13 protein-coding genes are annotated in these 18,632 nt (G+C 69.6%); 9 read left to right on the forward strand and 4 right to left on the reverse strand.

The window, feature by feature from the left end:
• The first annotated feature begins 52 nt into the window (after positions 1–52).
• The gene (locus tag QOL99_RS03500; protein ID WP_285521374.1) at positions 53–517 is read left to right on the forward strand and encodes a hypothetical protein; all 465 of its coding nucleotides are present in this window, start codon (positions 53–55) and stop codon (positions 515–517) included.
• 48 nt (positions 518–565) lie between these two features.
• Here the strand turns inward: QOL99_RS03500 and QOL99_RS03505 are convergent, their stop codons facing one another.
• The 4 genes from QOL99_RS03505 to QOL99_RS03520 form a co-directional block, all read right to left on the reverse strand.
• On the reverse strand, positions 566–2,254 hold the full coding sequence (locus QOL99_RS03505) for a bifunctional metallophosphatase/5'-nucleotidase (RefSeq protein WP_285521376.1): 1,689 nt from the start codon (positions 2,252–2,254) through the stop codon (positions 566–568).
• A gap of 53 nt (positions 2,255–2,307) precedes the next feature.
• Positions 2,308–3,546: an alanyl-tRNA editing protein gene (locus QOL99_RS03510; RefSeq protein ID WP_285521378.1), complete on the reverse strand. Its 1,239-nt coding sequence runs from the start codon at positions 3,544–3,546 to the stop codon at positions 2,308–2,310.
• Positions 3,543–4,343: an AAC(3) family N-acetyltransferase gene (locus QOL99_RS03515; RefSeq protein WP_285521381.1), complete on the reverse strand. Its 801-nt coding sequence runs from the start codon at positions 4,341–4,343 to the stop codon at positions 3,543–3,545. The genes QOL99_RS03510 and QOL99_RS03515 overlap by 4 nt, the downstream gene beginning before the upstream one ends.
• Before the next feature lie 263 nt (positions 4,344–4,606).
• Positions 4,607–6,763, reverse strand: a complete 2,157-nt coding sequence (locus tag QOL99_RS03520; RefSeq protein ID WP_285521383.1) for a glutamine synthetase III family protein — start codon at positions 6,761–6,763, stop codon at positions 4,607–4,609.
• A 217-nt stretch (positions 6,764–6,980) separates the two neighbouring features.
• Between QOL99_RS03520 and glnA the strand changes: the two genes are divergently transcribed.
• From glnA to clpB, 8 genes are all read left to right on the forward strand, one after another.
• Positions 6,981–8,342 (forward strand): type I glutamate--ammonia ligase, encoded by a 1,362-nt coding sequence (glnA, locus tag QOL99_RS03525; protein ID WP_285521386.1) that lies wholly within the window; start codon positions 6,981–6,983, stop codon positions 8,340–8,342.
• Between the two features lie 607 nt (positions 8,343–8,949).
• Entirely contained in the window at positions 8,950–10,104 is a 1,155-nt protein-coding gene (locus tag QOL99_RS03530; protein WP_285521387.1) for a branched-chain amino acid ABC transporter substrate-binding protein, read from the forward strand.
• A 192-nt stretch (positions 10,105–10,296) separates the two neighbouring features.
• Entirely contained in the window at positions 10,297–11,310 is a 1,014-nt protein-coding gene (locus QOL99_RS03535) for a branched-chain amino acid ABC transporter permease (RefSeq protein WP_285521388.1), read from the forward strand.
• A gap of 127 nt (positions 11,311–11,437) precedes the next feature.
• Complete coding sequence (locus QOL99_RS03540; protein WP_285521391.1) at positions 11,438–13,261, forward strand: branched-chain amino acid ABC transporter permease; 1,824 nt, start codon at positions 11,438–11,440, stop codon at positions 13,259–13,261.
• Entirely contained in the window at positions 13,258–14,061 is an 804-nt protein-coding gene (locus QOL99_RS03545; protein ID WP_285521393.1) for an ABC transporter ATP-binding protein, read from the forward strand. Before QOL99_RS03540 ends, QOL99_RS03545 begins: the two co-directional genes overlap by 4 nt.
• Positions 14,058–14,822, forward strand: coding sequence for an ABC transporter ATP-binding protein (locus QOL99_RS03550; RefSeq protein ID WP_285521395.1), 765 nt, complete (start codon positions 14,058–14,060; stop codon positions 14,820–14,822). Before QOL99_RS03545 ends, QOL99_RS03550 begins: the two co-directional genes overlap by 4 nt.
• Positions 14,823–14,932: 110 nt before the next feature.
• A complete protein-coding gene (locus QOL99_RS03555; RefSeq protein WP_285521398.1) occupies positions 14,933–15,955 on the forward strand; it encodes a lipocalin family protein in 1,023 nt (340 codons plus the stop codon).
• A gap of 91 nt (positions 15,956–16,046) precedes the next feature.
• Entirely contained in the window at positions 16,047–18,605 is a 2,559-nt protein-coding gene (gene clpB / locus QOL99_RS03560; RefSeq protein ID WP_285521401.1) for an ATP-dependent chaperone ClpB, read from the forward strand.
• Positions 18,606–18,632: the final 27 nt, after the last annotated feature.

Genomic DNA, 18,632 nt, shown 5'->3' on the forward strand with positions numbered 1-18,632 from the left:
GGGCGCCCTTCCCCGGGGGCCGTCATTCTGTCCAATGCTCTAGGGTGGGCGGATGACCGGAGATCAGGAGCAGGCCCTGCTGCACCCCGAGGGGGAGCGGCTCGCCCGGCGGCTGGCGCAGGTGCTCGGGGGCGGCGAGGCGGACGTGGGGCGGGCGCATCTGCTGGGGCTGAGCGTGGTGACCAACCTGGTCGGGGCGCTGATGCCCACCATCGAGCAGGTGTCGCGCCACGCCGGGCGGCCCCTGCACGCGCAGCTTGGCGCGGACGACCGGGGGCGGGCCGTGGTCGAGACGGTGACGCCCGACGGCGAGGTTCGCGCCCGTCTGCCGGTAGACGACCTGCTGGACGACGCCCTGTTCGTGCGCGGGCGGCTGCATCCCACGGTCTGCGCCCACCTCGCGGACGGAATGACCGGCAGCGAGCACCACGCGGCGCGGTCGCTGGCCGCCGCCCTGAAGAGTGCACCCGTGCTCGGCGCGCTGCGGCGGCAGCTCACGGCATTGCTGAGCAGGTAGGAGGGAGAGGCCCGTGAGCTCCTCCCTCCCCATGTCCGGCGCCCGGGTTCAGTTCAGGCGGGTGATGCGGTTCAGCGGTCCCGGCGTGACCGTGCCCGCCTTGAGGTAGTTCTGGAAGGCGTCGAGGTCCACGTCGCCGCCGGTGCGGCCCGTGCCCTGGGTAAAGACGGTGAAGCCGTCGCCGCCGTCTGCGAGGAAGTTGTTGATGGTGACGCGGTAGCTCGCGGCGGGGTCGATGGCCGCGCCGTTCAGGGTGATGGCGCTGACCTTGTCGCCCTTGGGCTTGCTGTTGTCCCAGGTGTAGGCGAAGCCCTGGCTGACCTGCAGGATGCGGTTGCCGCCGGGCGCGGGGTTGTCGAACTGCTGCTCGAGCGCGGCCTTGATCTGGGCACCCGTCAGGGTCACCACGGTCAGGGTGTTGCCGAAGGGCTGCACCGTGAACACGTCGCCGTAGGTCACGGTGCGCGTGGGGTTGGCGGCGTTGACGGGCAGGTCAGCGCGGATGCCGCCGGGGTTCATCAGGGCGATCACGGCGCCGCCCTTTTCAGGAGCGCGGGTGGCGGCAAGCTGCGAGTCGGCGATCACGTCGCCCAGCGCACTCTCGCCCGCCGGGTTCGCGGCACGGGTGATCTGCTCGGCGCCCAGCGTGGCGACGACCTGCGCGGCGGCCGGGTCGGTCAGCGCCTTGGCCTTTTGCACGATGGCGGTCATGGCCGCGTTCTTGGGCGCGGTCGCGGCGTTCACCACCAGGTTGGTCGCCCGTACGTCGAGGACGCGGTTGGCGCGGGTGTCGATCCTGAGGTCGAGGCGCTGGAGGAGGTGGCCCAGGGCGTCACCCTGAATCACCACGCGCGCCTGACCGTCGGGGCCGGGCACACGGCAGTTGTAGCCCCGGTGAGTGTGGCCGGTCATGACCGCGCTGATGGCGGGGTCGAGCGCCCTGGCGATGTCCACGATGGGTCCGGTCAGCGTCTTGCAGTCCACGATGTCGAAGGTGTCGCTGGCGGTGCCCCCCTGGTGAACGAGGGCGACGATGGCGTCGGCACCAGCCGCCTTGATCTGGGGAATGACGGCGTTGATGGCGCGGGCCTCGTCCTCGAAGCGCAGCCCCGCCACACCCGAGGGGGTCACCACGGTGGGCGTCTCCTCCAGCACCGCACCCACAAAGGCCACCCGGGCCGGGCCGACCTTCACCACCTTGTACGCCGGGAAGACGCGTGCGCCGGTCTTCTCGTCGACCACGTTGGCGGCGATGTAGGTGTAGCCCGCCCCCGCGAAGGTGTTCTCGAACTTGCAGGCCCGGGTCGGCTCGTTGGAGGCACAGCCGCCCTTTTGCAGCCGCTGGAGTTCGGCCACGCCGTAGTCGAACTCGTGGTTGCCCAGCACGTTGACCTGCATCCCCAGCCCGGTCAGCGCGTTCACGGTGGGCTCGTCACGCAGCAGGGCGCTGATCAGGGGGCTGGCCCCGGTCATGTCGCCCACGCCCACGAAGACGGTGTTGGGGTTCTCGGCCCGAACCTGCCCCAGCACGCCGCCGATGGCCTCGATGCCGCCCGCCTGCACGGTCAGCGTCTTGGTGCGGTCGGCGGGGTCGGGCACCCGGAAGGTGGTGGGCAGCAGGTTGCCGTGAAAGTCGTTCACGCCGACCACCGTGACCGTGGTCTGCGCGGGGCCGAGAATCAGGGAGCAGCTACTCAGGGTAAGCGCCGCACCGACCAACATAAGGTTCTTTTTCATCTGCCCCTCAGAGTAGCGGTGCCCGGCCCTGAGATGGTGAAGGCGGTGTCCGCTCAGGGTGGGGTCAGCCCAGAGCCGGGGGGGCTGTCCCCTGGCGCCGCCGTCTCCCGCGTGGCCAGCAGGCGCCGCACCGCGTCCAGAAAGGCGGCCGGGTTCGCCGTCGTCCCCTGCGCCAGATCGGGCCGCCCACCGCCCTGGCCCCCGGTCACCTTCAGGACCCCGGCCAGCAGCGACCCGGCGGGAAGCTCAGACCGCCCGCTGCCGATTCCGCAGCGTCCGTCCGGAGTCACGGCGGCGCCGACCTCGCCGGGAGGGGTGGCCGCCAGCACGCCCTGGAGGAGAGCGGGGTCGTCCAGGGTCAGGGTCCGCAGGGGGATGCCCGCGACCTCCCCGGCGGGAGTGGCCGCGACGAGGGCGGCGGCGAGGCGGATTCGCAGGGCCGCAGCTTCTACCTTCAGCGCGTCCCGCTCGGCGGTCAGGGCCGCCACCCGCGCGGGCAGGTCGGGCACGCCCACGCTGAAGCCCTGGGCCAGCGCCCGCGCGTCGCGGTAGGTACCGGTCAGGAACCCGGCCGCCTCCTCTCCCGCCCGGAAGACCACCCGCGTCAGGCCAGAGCGGATGCGCTCGGTTCGCAGGACGACCACGGGCGCGGCCATCCCCGCGTGGGGGACGTGGACGCCGCCGCAGGCGCTCACGTCGAAGGGCACGCCCGCCTCGTCCCGGAACATCACCAGTCGCACCTGCCCGCGCACCTGGGGCGGGCGGCGCAGCGGGTAGCGGGGCACCTCGGCCTCGGGAACCACCCGCGTCTCCAGCGTCAGGTCGTGGCGGGCCAGCATGTCGCGCAGCAGCTCCTCGGCGGCCTGCGCGTCGGCCCCGGTGGGGAAGCCTTCGAGGTCGAGGGTGCAGTCGGGACCGCGCATCCCGACCGCCGCGACGCGGAAGGCGGGGTCGAGCCGGAAAAAGGCCTGCGCGAGCAGATGTTCGCCGCTGTGCCGGGCCATCTGCCGCCAGCGGCGGGGGGCGTCCACCTCGCCCGTGACCGACGTGCCCACGGGGGGCAGGGCTCCCTCCAGCGTGTGCCAGATCAGCCCGCTCGCCCGGTCCTTTTGCGTGTCGGTGACGCGGGCCTCGCCGCCGTCCCAGCGCAGCAGGCCCGCGTCGGCGTTCTGGCCGCCGCCCCCGGGGTAGAAGGCCGTGGCGTCCAGGGCCACGCGCTTCTCCTGCACCGCCGTCACCGTGGCCGCGAAGTTCAACCGGGCGGGGTCGCCGTGGTACAGCGGGTGGGTCATGCAGCCCCGTGGGGGCGGGGGGTCAGGCCACGCTCGCGGACCACGCGGCGCACCTCCTGGCAGCGGCACGAGGAGTAGTCGCACAGCAGCGCCTCGGGGTTGGCGGTGACGAGGCGCACGGTGGCGTCCACGAGGTCGCGCACCCGGTACAGCTCCAGGGTCGCATTGCCCACGGTGACGCTTTGCCCCGTCACGTGGGGCTTGACCCGCCCGAAGGCCGCCGAGCAGTTGGGAAAGGCGGTGGGGTGCACCCCGGTGCCCAGGGGCACGTAGCGCGTCAGCAGCGGCATCCCGGCGACATGCTCGCCGTAGTGGACGCTGGTGTTGCTGCCGAAGTCCACGCCCATCATCAGCGCGAGGCCGCCCAAGTCGTACAGGGCCCCGATCGGCTGGTAGGGGCTCGCCAGCGTCTGCGCCGCCGTCACCTGCTCGGCGGCCTGCCCCAGCGCGATAAAGGACAGCGTGGGGTGAAAGGAGCGCACGGCGTCCGCCCGGTCCACGAGTTCCTGCGGCACCCGGCCGATGTCGCGGCTGACCCGCAGGTCGCGGTGAAAGCGCTGGTGCACGGGCGAGGAGGCGTGGCGCAGCAGCGTGCCGTAGGTAAAGGCCGGGGCCACCACCGTCGCCGCCCGCGCCGCCAGGGTGTCCACCACCCCCCGCGCCCCGCCTTCGAGTTGCCCGAACGAGCGCAGGCTGGCGTGCACGATCAGGTGCTCGGCGCCGGACAGCCCCAGGGCCGCCAGCCCCCCGTCAAGGTCAGAGGGCGTGACGACGGGCTTGCGGCGCAGGTTCAGCACAGAGGAAAGTGTAGAGCAGGGGGCCGCCAGCCGTCATAGGGCTGGCGGCCGGTCCGTTCGCCACCCGGGACAACGCCGGTTCGGCACCTTCTCCTCCGGGACCCGTTGTGTTCTTCTCTCCCGGAAACCGCTGTGTTCGTGCTCGCGCCGCCCGGGTCGAGCGATGCCCCTGACCGCTCAACCGGAATCAGCGACCCGCACGCCAGAGGCCCCAGCCGGAGCCGGGGCCTTGCTGCTGAGGACTGAGGGTGGGCCGCTGACGCCTATTTCACGAACAGCATCTGCCGGTAGGTCGGCAGCGGCCAGTGGCGGTCGGCCACCAGCTTTTCCAGGCGGTCGGCGGCCTGCCGCACCCCGTCCATCGCGGGCAGGACGTGGTCGCGGACGTGATGCGCCTTTTCGTGGGCCTCGTCACCCCCCAGGGCGCGGTTCTGCTCACGCAGAAGCTGAAGGGCGCCGTACAGCTCGTCGGCAGCGGCCTCCACCTCGGCCAGCGTGGACCGGACGGCGCGGCTGCCCCCGGCCTGCCCGAGGTCCACGAGGTAGTCCACGGCAGCGGGCAGGATCATGGTCTGCGCGACGGCCTCGGTGGTCTCGCCCTCGATGTTCACGGTCTTGAAGTAGATGTCGTAGAGAATCTCCTGCCGGGCAGCCAGCTCGCGCTCCGACAGCACCCCGAAGCGCCCGAACAGCCGGAGGTTTTTCTCGTCGTTCAGGTGCCTGATGGCGTCGATGCTGGTCCGCAGATTGAGCAGCCCGCGCTCCTCCTCGGCCTCGCGGTGCCACTCGGCCGAGTAGCCGTCGCCGCCAAAGACGATGCGGCGGTGCGCCGAATACGTGCCCCGCACGATCTCGCCGACCGCCTCGTCGAGGGCCAGCCCACGCGACAGGCGGGCCTCAAGCTCGGTGGTCAGGGTCTGCACGGCGTCCGCGACGATGGTGTTCAGGACCGTGATCGGAAAGGAGATGCTCTGGGACGATCCCACCGCCCGGAACTCGAACTTGTTGCCGGTAAAGGCAAACGGGCTGGTGCGGTTGCGGTCCCCGGCGTGGCGGGGAATGGGCGGCAGCACGCTCGACCCCAGGCCCAGCAGTCCGGCTTCCGGGCCGCGCCCGCCCTGACCGCTTTCCAGGCGGCTGAAGATGTCGCTCAGCTCGCTGCCCAGGAAGATCGAGAGGATCGCGGGCGGCGCCTCGTTCGCGCCGAGGCGGTGGTCGTTGCTGGCCCCCGCCACCGAGACGCGCAGCAGGTCCTGATGCTCGTCCACGGCCTTGAGGACGGCGGCGCAGAAGAACAGGAACTGCAGGTTCTCGTGGGGGGTGTCGCCCGGCTCGAACAGGTTCTCGCCCGCGTCGGTGCCCATGCTCCAGTTGCAGTGCTTGCCCGAGCCGTTGACGCCCGCGAAGGGCTTTTCGTGCATCAGGCACACCAGGCCGTACCTGCGGGCGGTGTTGCGCAGCACCTGCATCAGCAGTTGCTGGTGGTCGGCGGCCACGTTGCCCGTCTCGAAGATGGGCGCGATCTCGAACTGGCCGGGCGCGACCTCCTTGTGCCGGGTCTTGACCGGAATCCCCAGCGCGTACAGCTGCATCTCGGCGTCGGTCATGAAACTCAGTACCCGGTCCGGAATCTCCCCGAAGTAGTGGTCCTCGAGTTCCTGCCCGCGCGGGGGCCGCGTCCCGAACAGGGTCCGCCCGGTCGTCACGAGGTCGGGGCGGCGGTAGAAGTACTCCTCGGCGATCAGGAAGTACTCCTGCTCGGCCCCCACCGTGCTCACGACGCGGGTGCCCGCCGAGGCCCCGAACAGCCGCAGCACCGGGGTCACGGCCTGATTCAGCGCCTCCATCGAGCGCAGCAGCGGCGTCTTGAGATCCAGCGCCTCGCCCGTCCACGAGGCGAAGACCGCCGGGATACACAGGGTCGCGCCGTTGGCGTGCCGGATGATAAAGGCCGGGCTGGAGGGGTCCCAGGCGGTGTATCCCCGCGCCTCGAAGGTGGCCCGCAGTCCCCCCGACGGAAAGGATGAGGCGTCCGGCTCGGCCTGAATCAGCTCCTTGCCGCTGAAGGTGGCGATGGCGAGGCCGTCCCCGTTGGGCGAGACAAAGGAATCGTGCTTCTCGGCGGTCGCGCCGGTCAGCGGCTGGAACCAGTGGGTGTAGTGGGTCGCGCCGCGCTCCATCGCCCACGTCTTCATGGCGAGCGCGACGGTGTCCGCGATCCGGGGGTCAAGCCGCTCGCCGCGCTCCAGGGTGGCCCGCAGGCTCCCGTACTCGGGCTTGCTGATGCGGGCCTTGAGTTCTTCGAGCGTCAGCACGTCGCGGGCGAACAGCTCGCCCACCACCTGCGCGGGCGTGGGCGCGGCAGCCGCGTCCACCCGCCAGTTGCGGGCCGCAGAGGTCACGTCGAGGTCATGGTTCATGGGGTCCTCCGGGAGTTCAGGCGACCTGGGACGTACTCCGCCTGCCATCGCCCGGAGTATAGGAGGCTGGATGGGCGTGGTCAACAAAATCTGGACGCTTTGCAGAAAACTGGGAAGTATCGGAGGTTCGGTCGGCTCTTACATGCAGATTGTTCGCCAATCCTGACGCGTTGTGTCATGCTGACCGGACCGTGCTGCTCCCCGGAGGTTCCCGACGATGACCGTTTCCCTCTCCCCTGCTGCCCGCCACCTGCTTGACCGCCTGAACGACGAGCAGGTCGAGTTCCTGCGGCTGCACTTCACCGACATCCTCGGCGCGACCAAGACTGTGGAGGTGCCGCGCTCGCAGTTCGGCAAGGCCCTGCGCGGGGACGTGACCTTCGACGGCAGCGCGGTGGAGGGCTTTACCCGCGTCGAGGAGAGCGACATGCTGCTCGCGCCGGACCTCTCCACCTTCCTGATCTTCCCGCCCTTCTCGGCGGAGGACCGCGGGGGGGGCCGGGTCGCGCGGCTGATCTGCGACGTGACGCTGCCGGACGGCACACCGTTTGAGGGCGATCCCCGGCGGGTGCTGCGGCGGCAGGTCGAGCGGGCGGCGGCGCTGGGCTTCGAGATGCTGGTGGGCACCGAACCCGAGTTCTTCCTGTTCGAGCGCCCGGCGCCCGGCAGCGGGGGGCGGCAGGGCACCGTGACGCACGACCGCGCCGGGTACTTCGACCTCGCGCCGGTGGACCGGGGCGAGCGCATCCGGCGCGAGATCACCCAGCACCTCGTCGGGATGGGCTTCGAGATCGAGGCCAGCCACCACGAGGTCGCGCCGGGCCAGCACGAGATCGACTTCCGCTACGCGCCCGCGCTGGAGGCCGCCGACCGCCTCGCCACCTTCAAGTTCGTGGTCAAGCGGGTGGCGCTGGAGCACGGGCTGCTGGCGAGCTTCCTGCCCAAGCCCATCGCGGGGGTCAGCGGCTCGGGGATGCACTGCCACCTCAGCCTGACGCGCGACGGCGAAAACGCCTTTGCCGACGCGGGGGCCGAGGACGGCCTCTCGCCCACCGCCCGGCAGTTCATCGCGGGGCTGCTGGAGCACGCGGAGGGCATGGCGGCGATCACCAATCCGCTGGTCAACTCCTACAAGCGGCTGGTGCCCGGCTTCGAGGCCCCGGTCAACGTGGCCTGGAGCACGGGCAACCGCTCGGCGCTGATTCGCGTCCCGGCCAAGCGGGGAGGGTCCACCCGCGCCGAGGTGCGGATGCCCGACCCCAGTTGCAACCCGTACCTCGCGCTGGCGGTGATGCTGGCCGCCGGGCTCGACGGCATCGAGCGCGGGCTGGAGCCGCCGCCCGCCATCGCGCGGAACATCTTCCGCATGACCGTGCGCGAAAAGCGCCACCACCGGGTGCGCGACCTGCCGGGCGACCTGCGAGAAGCGGTGGGCGAACTCGAACGCGACGAGGTGCTCGCCGCCGCCCTGGGCGAGCACGTGATGGACCGTTACCTCGCCGCCAAACGGACCGAGTGGGCCGAGTACAACGCGGCGGTTCACGCCTGGGAACTGGAACGCTACCTGGAGCTGATCTAGAGCATGTGCCATAAGAATGCAGTGGGTTTCCGCATTCGTTGGCCGAGCGGACTTGCAAAGCTGCGCAGCAGAGCGAGCGAATTGAAGAAGAGCATTGGGCATTCGGGGAGGCACCTGGGGCGCCCTTCCCCGGGGGCCGTCATTCTGTCCAATGTTCTAGAGCGCAGCGGTCGGCATGACAGCGGTGCCGTTCGGCCCTCTTCCCTGGTGGGGGTGCCTCCAGCAGCAACAGGCGAAGGGAGCTGTNTTCTAGAGCGCAGCGGTCGGCATGACAGCGGTGCCGTTCGGCCCTCTTCCCTGGTGGGGGTGCCTCCAGCAGCAACAGGCGAAGGGAGCTGTGCGCCCGTTGCCCTGGGACCTCTGACCCGCTCGTCTGGACAGGTCAGCGGCCGTCACGCTTGGGTCACAGGTGGGTCAAGGAGGGCGTGATTGGGGTATTGTTGCGTCCAAGTAGACTTATACGCAATTGAGGCGGTTCCATTCCGCTATTCAGTCCTATTTCTTGCCTCTCAAAAGATGAGGGAGACATTGACTTCCCCTTTAGGTGTCCCTACAATCAGGCCACCCCACAACGGCGCCCCAAAGCGCGAATCTCCCTGGAGGAAGCATGAAGAGCACTGCCCTGAGCCTGTCCGTGTTGGCCGCCCTCGCCCTGGGAAGCGCCAGCGCCCAGACCACCGTCAAGATCGCCACCCTCTCGCCCCTCTCGGGCGGGCAGAGCGACCTCGGCACCCAGATTCGCAACGGCGCCCAGCTGGCCGTCAACGAGTACCGGGCGCAGTTCCAGAAGCTGGGCATGAACCTCCAGCTCACGGCCTACGACGACCAGGCCGATCCCGCGACCGGCACCGCGCAGGCCCGCAAGATCGCCGCCGACCGCTCCATTCTGGCGGTCGTGGGCACGCTGAACTCGGGCGTGGCGATTCCCAGCAGCCAGGCGCTGCTGTCCAGCCGCGTGGCGATGGTCAGCCCGGCCAACACCGCGAACAACGTGACCGACCGCGCCCTGAGCAACATGAACCGCATCGTCGCCCGTGACGACGCGCAGGGCCCGGCAGGCGCGAACTTCCTGACCGACAACCTCAAGGCCAAGAAGGTCTACCTGATCAACGACAAGACCGCCTACGGCGAGGGCCTGACCAAGGAAGTCGAAAAGGCGCTGAAGGCCAAGGGCACCCAGGTCGTCGGCAACGAGGGCACCGAGGAGAAGAGCGACTTTTCCTCCATCGTCGCCAAGATCCGCCTGCAGCGCCCCGACGCGATCTACTTCGGCGGCATCTACAACCAGATCGGCGTCTTTATCAAGCAGCTGCGCGAGGCCGGGATCACCACCCCGGTCATGGGCGGCGACGGCATGGACAGCTCCGAACTCGCGACCATCGCAGGTAAGGGCGCGACCAACATCTACTTCACGACGGTGGCCGCGCCCATCGACGCGCTGCCAGCGGCCAGGACCTTTGCCGCCAACTTCCAGAAGACCTTCAAGGATCAGGCCCAGGGCTTCGCGGCCTTCGGGTACGACGCCGCCAAGGTCGTGCTGCAGGGCATCCTGGCCGCGCACAAGGCCAACGGCAACAAGGTGCCCAGCCGGACGCAGGTCGAGTCGGCCATCCGCAAGGGCAGCTTCACCGGGCTGCTCTCGGGCAACGTCAGCTTCAACAGCGTGGGCGACCGCAAGAGCGCGACCCTCTACGTGATGAACGTGCAGGGCGGCAAGTACCGCCTCTCGGCCCGCCTGCCCGTCCGTCCCGCCCGCCAGTAAGACCGGGCGAGCGCAGGAACCCTCTGCAGTGGGGGCCGGGCCGTGGTTGCCCGGCCCCCCTGCCATTGCCTGCAGCCAAATGTGACCTGACGCGCTAATGTGCGGGCGGGTCATGTGCGGGCCTGCGCTCCCCCGTTCCTCCTCCCCCTGCCCCCTGCGTGGGGCACCCCATACCTGAAAGGAGCAAGGACCTTGGATCTCGCCACACTGCTGCCGTTTGTCGTGAATGTGATCGCGGGCGGCCTCGTGCTGGGCTTCGTGTACGCGATCATCGCGCTGGGATACACCATGGTGTACGGCGTGCTGCAACTGATCAACTTTGCCCACTCGGAGGTGTTTGTGACGGGTGCGGTCGTGGGCTTCGAGGTCTTCCGGGTGCTGGAAGCCAATCCCATGAACGGGTATCTCAAGCTGCTGATCGCGCTGCTGGCGGCGATGCTGGTCTCGGGCCTGCTCAACGTGACCATCGAGCGCCTGGCCTACCGTCCCCTGCGCAACGCGCCCCGGCTGGTGCCGCTGATCACGGCGATCGGCGTGTCGCTGATCTTGCAAGACGTGCTGCGCCTGATCGAAGGTTTCCAGGGCCGCTTCGACCTGACCTACACCCTGCCCGGAGGATTTTCCGGCAAGTTCTGCGGCGAGGGCAGCAGCTGCGTGGCGCTGGGCGACACCCTGCGGAGCATCGGCCTGGACCTGCAACTCAAGGACGTGATCCTGATCGTGGTCTCGCTGCTGAGCCTCGCGGTGCTGAACTACCTCGTCAACCGCACCCGACTGGGCAAGGCGATTCGCGCGGTGGCGCAGGACCGCGTGACCGCCGGGCTGATGGGCATCGACTCGAACCGCATGATCAGCGCGACCTTTCTGATCGGCGGGGCACTGGGCGGCATCAGCGGCGTGCTGTTCGGCATGAAGTTCGGCACCGTGAACGCCTACTCGGGCTTCGATCCCGGCATCATCGCCTTCACGGCGGCCGTGCTGGGCGGCATCGGCTCGATTCCCGGCGCGGTGCTGGGCGGGCTGGCGCTGGGCGTGATCCAGAACCTGATCGGCGTGACGAACATCTTCGGCGGACTGCTGGGAATCGCCAATCTGGAATCGATTGACGCCTCCTACCAGCGCATCGGGGCCTTTATCGTGCTGGTGCTGATCCTGATCTTCAAACCGACCGGCCTGCTCGGCAAGAGCAACGTGGAGAAGGTATGACCCTGATGGCGAGGTTTCCCCGTCAACCTGGACCTCCGGCTGGAAGGCGTACGGGCCACGGCGGACACCGGGAGTTGGAGAGGCGACCGGTGCCCCGCCGGGCGACCCGGACAGGGACGGCGGCCGCATGACGGCGGCCAATCCGGTGGCCCCCCGGCGGCTGACCCCGGTTCCCGACCGGACCGGGCTGCTGCTGCTGATCTTCGTGGCGACGAGTGCGCTGCTGCTGCTCTCGCACAACCGGGACCTGCTCGACACGCTGGGCGGGCTGGGAGTGCTGCTGCGTAACCCCATCGTGGAAGCGATTGTCGTCTCGCTGTTTCTGGCAAACGTGCTGTTCGCGTACCTGTGGCGGGCCGCGCCCTGGGCCAAGGCGCTGGTCGGCCTGGGGAGCCTGCTGCTGATCCTGCCGTGGGCCGGGCAGGAGGACACCTCGCTGCTCGACCTGAGCATCCAGATCATGATCTTCGCGGCGCTGGCGCTGGGGCTCAATATCGTGGTGGGCCTCGCGGGGCTGCTGGACCTGGGGTACGTGGCCTTCTTTGCGGTCGGCGCGTACGCCTGGGGCATCTTCGCCAGCCCGCGCTTCGCGGAGATCGGGCGCTATTTCGTGGAGAACCCGGGGGCGAGTGCGGCGGCGACCGCCGTGCTGGGGGCGCTGACCCTGCTCGCCGGGCTGGGCGGTTACCTGGCCCTCCAGCGCCGCCGCGCCGATGACCTGTCGGGGTCGGGGGCCTGGGGGCTGACGCTGCTGCTGGTCGCCGGATGGGTGGCGTGGTTTCTCGCGGGGCGCGGGCTGTTCACGCTGGGCGAGCGCCCCTGGAGCCTCGCCGCGCTGTGGATCGGCCTCGTGCCGACCGCGCTGGGCCTGCTGTACCTGGCCTACAGCCGGGGCCGGGGCCGGGACGTGCGCGGAGCGCTGCTGGGCCTGAGCCGGGTGCTGCTCGCGCTGGCAGGCGTGGTGGGGACCGTGCTGGTCGCGCGGAGCATCCTGCTGCTGACGGCGGAAGGCATCACCGGGTTGACGACCGGCATCGACCCGGGCTTCTTCTGGCTGTTCCTGGCGCTGAGCATCTTCGCGGCGGCGGTCGTGGGCGTCCTGATCGGCCTGCCGGTGCTGCGGCTCAAGGGCGATTACCTCGCCATCATCACGCTGGGACTGGGCGAGGTGATCCGGGTGCTGGCGAACAACCTCGACCTGTATTCGGCGGGGTCGCAGGGCATCACGCCCATCGGGAGCGCGTCGGTGGGCTGGTTCGACACGCTGGCCGCGCGGCTGGGCTTCGCGGAGGACCAGTACGGCCTGCTGTTCCTGTACGTGCTGTCGCTGCTGATGGTCGCGCTGATCTTGCTGGTGAACGTGCGGCTGGACCGCTCGCGCATCGGGCGGGCCTGGATCGCCATCCGCGACGACGAGGTCGCGGCGCAGGCGATGGGCGTGCCGCTGGTGCAGACCAAGCTGATCGCCTTTGCGACCGGCGCGAGTTTCGCGGGCGTGATGGGCATGATCTTTGCCGCCAAGCAGACCTTTGTCAGCCCGGAGAGCTTCAACCTGTTCCAGTCCATCGGCGTGCTGGCGATGGTGATTCTGGGCGGGATGGGGTCCTTTCCCGGCGTGATTCTGGGGGCGACGGTGGTCACGCTGCTCAACCTGCGCATTCTGCCGGGGCTGGGCGAGGCGACGGCGGGCCTGAGCTGGATTCCGCAGCAGGCCAATCCGGGGCAGCTTCAGCGCCTGATCTTCGGGGCGATTCTGGTCGCCATGATGCTGCTGCGCCCCGAGGGGCTGCTGCCCAGCCGCCGCCGCACGCTGGAGCTGCACCACGAAGACCCCCAGGAAGACGACAGCGCCAAGGGCACCGGCCCGTCTCTCACGGGTGGCGGGGGCGACGTGTACAGCCCTGGCCTGGAGACGCGCGAGGAAGACGAACCGACCGGAGGCACCAAATGACGGCGCCCCTGATTCTCGACGTGCAGCACCTCACCAAGACCTTCGGCGGGCTGACGGCCGTCAACGACGTGACCTTCGGCGTGCCGCAGGGCGGGATCATCTCGGTGATCGGGCCGAACGGGGCGGGCAAGACCACCTTTTTCAACCTGATCACGGGCATCTACTCGCCCGACCGGGGCAGCGTCCGGCTGGCAGGGCGCGAGCTGATCGGCCTGCGCCCCGATCAGGTGGCCGCCGCCGGGATCGCCCGCACCTTCCAGAACATCCGGCTGTTTTCCTCCATGACTGCCGAGGAAAACATCATGGTGGGACGGCACAGCCGCCTGAAGGCCAGCTTCCTGGACGCCGTGCTGCACACGCGCGGCTTTCACGCCTCCGAGCGCGAGGCCCGCGAGACGGCGCGGATCATGCTGGACTTCGTGGGGCTGGGCAAGTGGCGGGGTGAACTGGCGACCAATCTGCCCTACGGCGACCAGCGCAAGCTGGAGATCGCCCGGGCGCTGGCGACCACCCCGAAACTGATCCTGCTCGACGAACCGGCGGCGGGCATGAACCCCCGCGAGACCGAGGACCTCAAGGCATTGATCCGCTCCATCCGCGACGACCTCGGCGTGACGGTGGTGCTGATCGAACACGACATGCGGCTGGTGATGACCCTGTCCGAGAACATCACGGTGCTGGACTACGGCACCAAGATCAGCGAGGGCCTGCCCCATCAGGTTCGCAACGACCCCGCCGTGATGGAAGCCTACCTGGGGCGCGGCGCGGCGGCCGGCGACTACGGCAAGGAGGCCAGATGACAGGGGGCCAGATGACCGCGCGGGAGACGGGAACCGGGGGCGCGGCGCCGCTGCTGGAGCTGCGCGGGGTGCACAGCTATTACGGCCAGATTCACGCCCTCAAGGGGCTGGACATGACCGTGAAGGAGGGGGAGATCGTCGCCCTGATCGGCGGCAACGGGGCGGGAAAGACGACCACCCTGCGCACGGTCAGCGGGATGATGAAGGCGCGGGCCGGGCAGGTGCTCTACGCGGGGCAGGACGTGACCGGCGTCCCGGCCCACTCCCTGCTGGGCCGGGGCATGAGCCACGTCCCCGAGGGCCGCCGCATCTTTCCGCAGCTCAGCGTGCGCGAGAACCTGGAGGTCGGGGCCTACTCGGTGACCGACCGGGCGCTGGTGGAGCAGCGTATTCAGGAGGGCTTCGCGCTGTTTCCCCGCCTGAAGGAACGCGAGAACCAGCTGGGCGGCACCATGTCGGGCGGCGAGCAGCAGATGCTGGCGATCGCCCGCGCCCTGATGGTCAACCCCCGGCTGCTGCTGCTGGACGAACCCAGCATGGGTCTGTCGCCCCTGTTCGTGGAAGCGATCTTCGACATCGTGCAGATGCTCAACCGCGAGCGCGGCACCACCATCTTGCTGGTCGAGCAGAACGCGAGCATGGCGCTGGGGATCGCCCACCACGGCTACGTCCTCCAGACGGGCGAGATTCGCCTGAGCAGACCCGCCGCCGAGCTCGCCCGCGACGAGAGTGTCCGCAAGGCGTACCTGGGCGACGAGTAGGGTTCAGGTTCACAGGGCCGCCTGCCCACCTGGGAGGCGGCCCTCCTTCTTTGCACCCGGTTCATGGCCCTTCCCACGCCTTCCGTATCTGGGGCCGGGTAAGGTCAGCCATGCGACTCCACCATGTCGGCGCGGCGGCCTTCCTCCCGGCCCTGCGCTCGGCCTGCCTGCCGACTCCGCAGGCGTTCGACCCGGCGCGGCTCCCGGCCCCCGCCGACCTGGGCGCGAAGAATGCGGCGACCGAATGGTGGTATGTCTCGGGTCACCTGCCAGAGTCGGGGCTGGCCTTTCACTGGGCGCAGTTCAAGGTCAATTACCGGGGGATTCCCTATCACGCCGGGCACGTGGCGGTCACGGACCTGCGGACCGGGCAGCTCAACTTCTACGAGAACGGGGCGCAGCAGACCCGCTTCGGCTTTCCGCCGCTGAGGGTCGAGCAGGGCGAGTGGCGGCTGCGGCAGGAGGGAGCGGTCTACATCCTGCGGGCCGGGCCGCTGAACCTCACCCTGACGCCGCGCAAGGGACCGGTGGTGCATCCGCCGGGGTACTCGGGCACGCCGGAGGTGGGGCGGCTGTACTACCAGAGCCTCACCCGGCTGGACGTGGCGGGCACCGTGCTGGTGCCGGGCAGCGCCGGAGGCAGCGAGGCGCGGGCGGCGACCGGGCAGGTGTGGCTCGACCATCAGTGGGGTGACCAGCAACCCGGCGCCCAGGCCCGCTGGGACTGGTTTGGGCTGCACCTCTCGGACGGCTCGGACCTGATGCTCTACCGGGTGCGCAACGCGGCAGGCCAGGTGGTGCAGGTCGCCGCCTCGCGGGTGGACGCGGCAGGCGTGGCCCGGGAAGTGCCGGGAATCACCATGACGCCGGGGCGCACCTGGCGCAGCCCCAGCGGGCGCGACTATGTGCTGACGTGGCAGGTCACCGCCCCCGACCTGACGCTGAGTCTGGAGCCCATCCGGGACGCCCAGGAACTCCTCTCGCGCACGACCTCGGTCGCCTACTGGGAGGGGCCGGTGCGCGGAACAGGCACGCTGGCGGGGCAGGCCATCACCGCCGAGGGCATGGGCGAGTTCGTGGGCGGGCTGCTCACGCGGGCCGAGGGCGGGCTGTTCGTGCCATCGGGGCGGTGAGGACGGCTGACGGTTCCCGGTTCCGACCGACTCTAGAAACTTGACATGACTACACTCAAGTTGCAGAATGGGGGAACTTGAGGAGGTTCCCTTGAATCCCGAACGCTTGACCGAAGCGGCCTTGCAGGCATTTGCCGCCGCGCAGGGCCTCGCCCAGCAAAACCAGCACCAGAACCTGACCGTCTCGCACGTGCTGCGGGCACTGCTCGACAACGACACCGCCGCCCGCGCGGTCACCTCGGCGGGGGGTGACCTGACGGCCATTCGCGCCGCACTGGACGGCGAACTCGCCAGACTTCCCCGCGTGCAGGGCGGGGGCGAGAACCTCTACCTCGACCCTGCCCTGGGCCGCGCCCTGCAAGCGGCCGAGAAGGAAGCCCAGGCGCTGGGCGACGCCTTTGTCGCCGCCGACACGCTGCTGCTCGCGCTGCGCGGGGAGAGCCGCGCCGCTGGCCTGCCCACCGAGGCCGCGCTACGCCAGACCGTGCAGGACGCCCGGAAAGGAAAGACCGTGACCACGAAAACCGCTGAACAACAATTCGACGCGCTGGAGAAGTACGGCACCGACCTCACGCAGCGCGCCCGCGACGGCAAGTTCGACCCGGTGATCGGCCGCGACGAGGAAATCCGCCGCGTGATGCAGATTCTGCTGCGCCGCACCAAGAACAACCCCGTGTTGATCGGGGAGCCCGGCGTGGGCAAGACCGCCATCGCCGAGGGACTCGCCATTCGCGTGGTGAAGGGAGATGTCCCCGAGGGCCTCAAGGACAAACGCATCGTCTCGCTGGAGATGGGCAGCCTGCTCGCGGGGGCCAAGTTCCGGGGCGAGTTCGAGGAACGCCTCAAGGGCGTGATCGACGAGGTGGTGCAGTCGGCGGGCGAGGTGATCCTCTTCGTGGACGAGATTCACACCATCGTGGGCGCGGGCAAGACCGAGGGCAGCCCCGACGCGGGCAACATGCTCAAGCCCGCGCTGGCCCGCGGCGAACTGCACCTGATCGGCGCGACCACCCTCGACGAGTACCGCGAGATCGAGAAGGACGCGGCCCTGGAGCGGCGCTTCCAGCCCGTCTTCGTGGACGAGCCCAGCGTGGAGGACACCATCTCGATCCTGCGCGGCATCAAGGAGCGCTATCAGGTCCACCACAACGTGGAGATCACCGACCCCGCGCTGGTGGCGGCGGCGCAGCTCTCGCACCGTTACATTTCCGACCGCCAGCTCCCTGACAAGGCGATCGACCTGATCGACGAGTCGGCCGCCCGCCTGCGGATGGCGCTGGAATCCAGCCCCGAGCGCATCGACCAGCTCGAGCGCCGCAAGCTGCAACTGGAGATCGAGCGCGAGGCCCTGAAGCGTGAAAAGGACCAGGACTCGCACAACCGCCTGCTGGACATCGAGGAATCGCTGAAGGCCGTCACCGACGAGCTGAGCGAGGTCCGCAGCCGCTGGGAAGCCGAGCGGCAGGAGGTCCAGACCCTGCGCGAGAAGCGCGAGGCGCTCGACGGGGTCCGCACCGAGATCGAGAAGGCCCGCCGGGAGTACGACCTCCAGAAGGCCGCCGAGCTGGAATACGGCACCCTGCCCCAGCTGGAACGCGAGGTGCAGGAGCTGGAGCGGAGGCTCAAGAGCGCCGAGTTCGCGCACATGGAAGTCACCGAGGAGGACATCGCCGCCGTCGTGAGCCGCTGGACGGGCATTCCGGTCAGCAAGCTGATGGAGGGCGAGCGCGAGAAGCTGCTGCACCTCGAAGAACAGCTGCACACCCGGGTGGTGGGCCAGGACCGCGCCATCGTGAGCGTGGCTGACGCGGTTCGCCGCGCCCGCGCGGGCCTGAACGACCCCAACCGGCCGCTGGGCAGCTTCATGTTCCTGGGGCCGACCGGCGTGGGCAAGACCGAGCTGGCGAAGGCGCTGGCCGAGTTCCTGTTCGACTCGGAAGGCGCGATGGTCCGCCTCGACATGTCCGAGTACATGGAGAAGCACACCGTGGCCCGCCTGATCGGAGCGCCTCCCGGCTACGTGGGCTACGAGGAAGGCGGCCAGCTCACCGAGGCCGTGCGGCGCCGTCCCTACGCAGTGATCCTCCTCGACGAGATCGAGAAGGCGCACCCGGACGTGTTTAACGTACTGCTGCAGGTCCTGGACGACGGCCGACTGACCGACGGGCAGGGCCGCACGGTGGACTTCCGCAACACCCTGATCGTCCTCACGAGCAACGTGGGCTCACCCTTGATTCTGGAGATGGGGCACCGGGGCGAGAGCGCCGAGGCCATCCGCGACGCCGTGCTGGAGGAGTTGCGCGGTGAGTTCCGGCCCGAGTTCCTGAACCGGGTGGACGACATCATCGTGTTCGACGCGCTGACCCCGGCCGACCTGCACCGCATCGTGGATATCCAGACGGCGGGGCTGCGGCGGCGGCTGGCCGAGCGCCGCGTCACCCTGCACCTCACCGACGCCGCCAGGGACCGCCTCGCGCAGGTCGGGTACGATCCCGCCTTCGGTGCCCGCCCCCTCAAGCGGGCCATCGCCCGCGAGATCGAGACGCCGCTCGCCCGCGAGATCCTCTCCGGCCACGTCACCGACGGCAGCAGCCTGACGGTGGATTACGACGGTCAGGCGTTCCGGTTCGAGACGGGCGTGCTGAACTGATACGGAGGCTGGACCAGCCAGGGAAGG

Source organism: Deinococcus rhizophilus (assembly GCF_030271215.1).
In the GTDB taxonomy this organism is placed as follows: domain Bacteria; phylum Deinococcota; class Deinococci; order Deinococcales; family Deinococcaceae; genus Deinococcus; species Deinococcus rhizophilus.

Bases quoted from the DNA above. Each gene is read 5' to 3' on its own strand.
- QOL99_RS03500 (WP_285521374.1), top strand. From the start codon at position 53: ATGACCGGAGATCAGGAGCAGGCCCTGCTGCACCCCGAGGGGGAGCGG.
- QOL99_RS03505 (WP_285521376.1), bottom strand. From the start codon at position 2,254: ATGAAAAAGAACCTTATGTTGGTCGGTGCGGCGCTTACCCTGAGTAGC.
- QOL99_RS03510 (WP_285521378.1), bottom strand. From the start codon at position 3,546: ATGACCCACCCGCTGTACCACGGCGACCCCGCCCGGTTGAACTTCGCG.
- QOL99_RS03520 (WP_285521383.1), bottom strand. From the start codon at position 6,763: ATGAACCATGACCTCGACGTGACCTCTGCGGCCCGCAACTGGCGGGTG.
- glnA (WP_285521386.1), top strand. From the start codon at position 6,981: ATGACCGTTTCCCTCTCCCCTGCTGCCCGCCACCTGCTTGACCGCCTG.
- QOL99_RS03530 (WP_285521387.1), top strand. From the start codon at position 8,950: ATGAAGAGCACTGCCCTGAGCCTGTCCGTGTTGGCCGCCCTCGCCCTG.
- QOL99_RS03540 (WP_285521391.1), top strand. From the start codon at position 11,438: ATGACGGCGGCCAATCCGGTGGCCCCCCGGCGGCTGACCCCGGTTCCC.
- QOL99_RS03545 (WP_285521393.1), top strand. From the start codon at position 13,258: ATGACGGCGCCCCTGATTCTCGACGTGCAGCACCTCACCAAGACCTTC.
- QOL99_RS03550 (WP_285521395.1), top strand. From the start codon at position 14,058: ATGACAGGGGGCCAGATGACCGCGCGGGAGACGGGAACCGGGGGCGCG.
- QOL99_RS03555 (WP_285521398.1), top strand. From the start codon at position 14,933: ATGCGACTCCACCATGTCGGCGCGGCGGCCTTCCTCCCGGCCCTGCGC.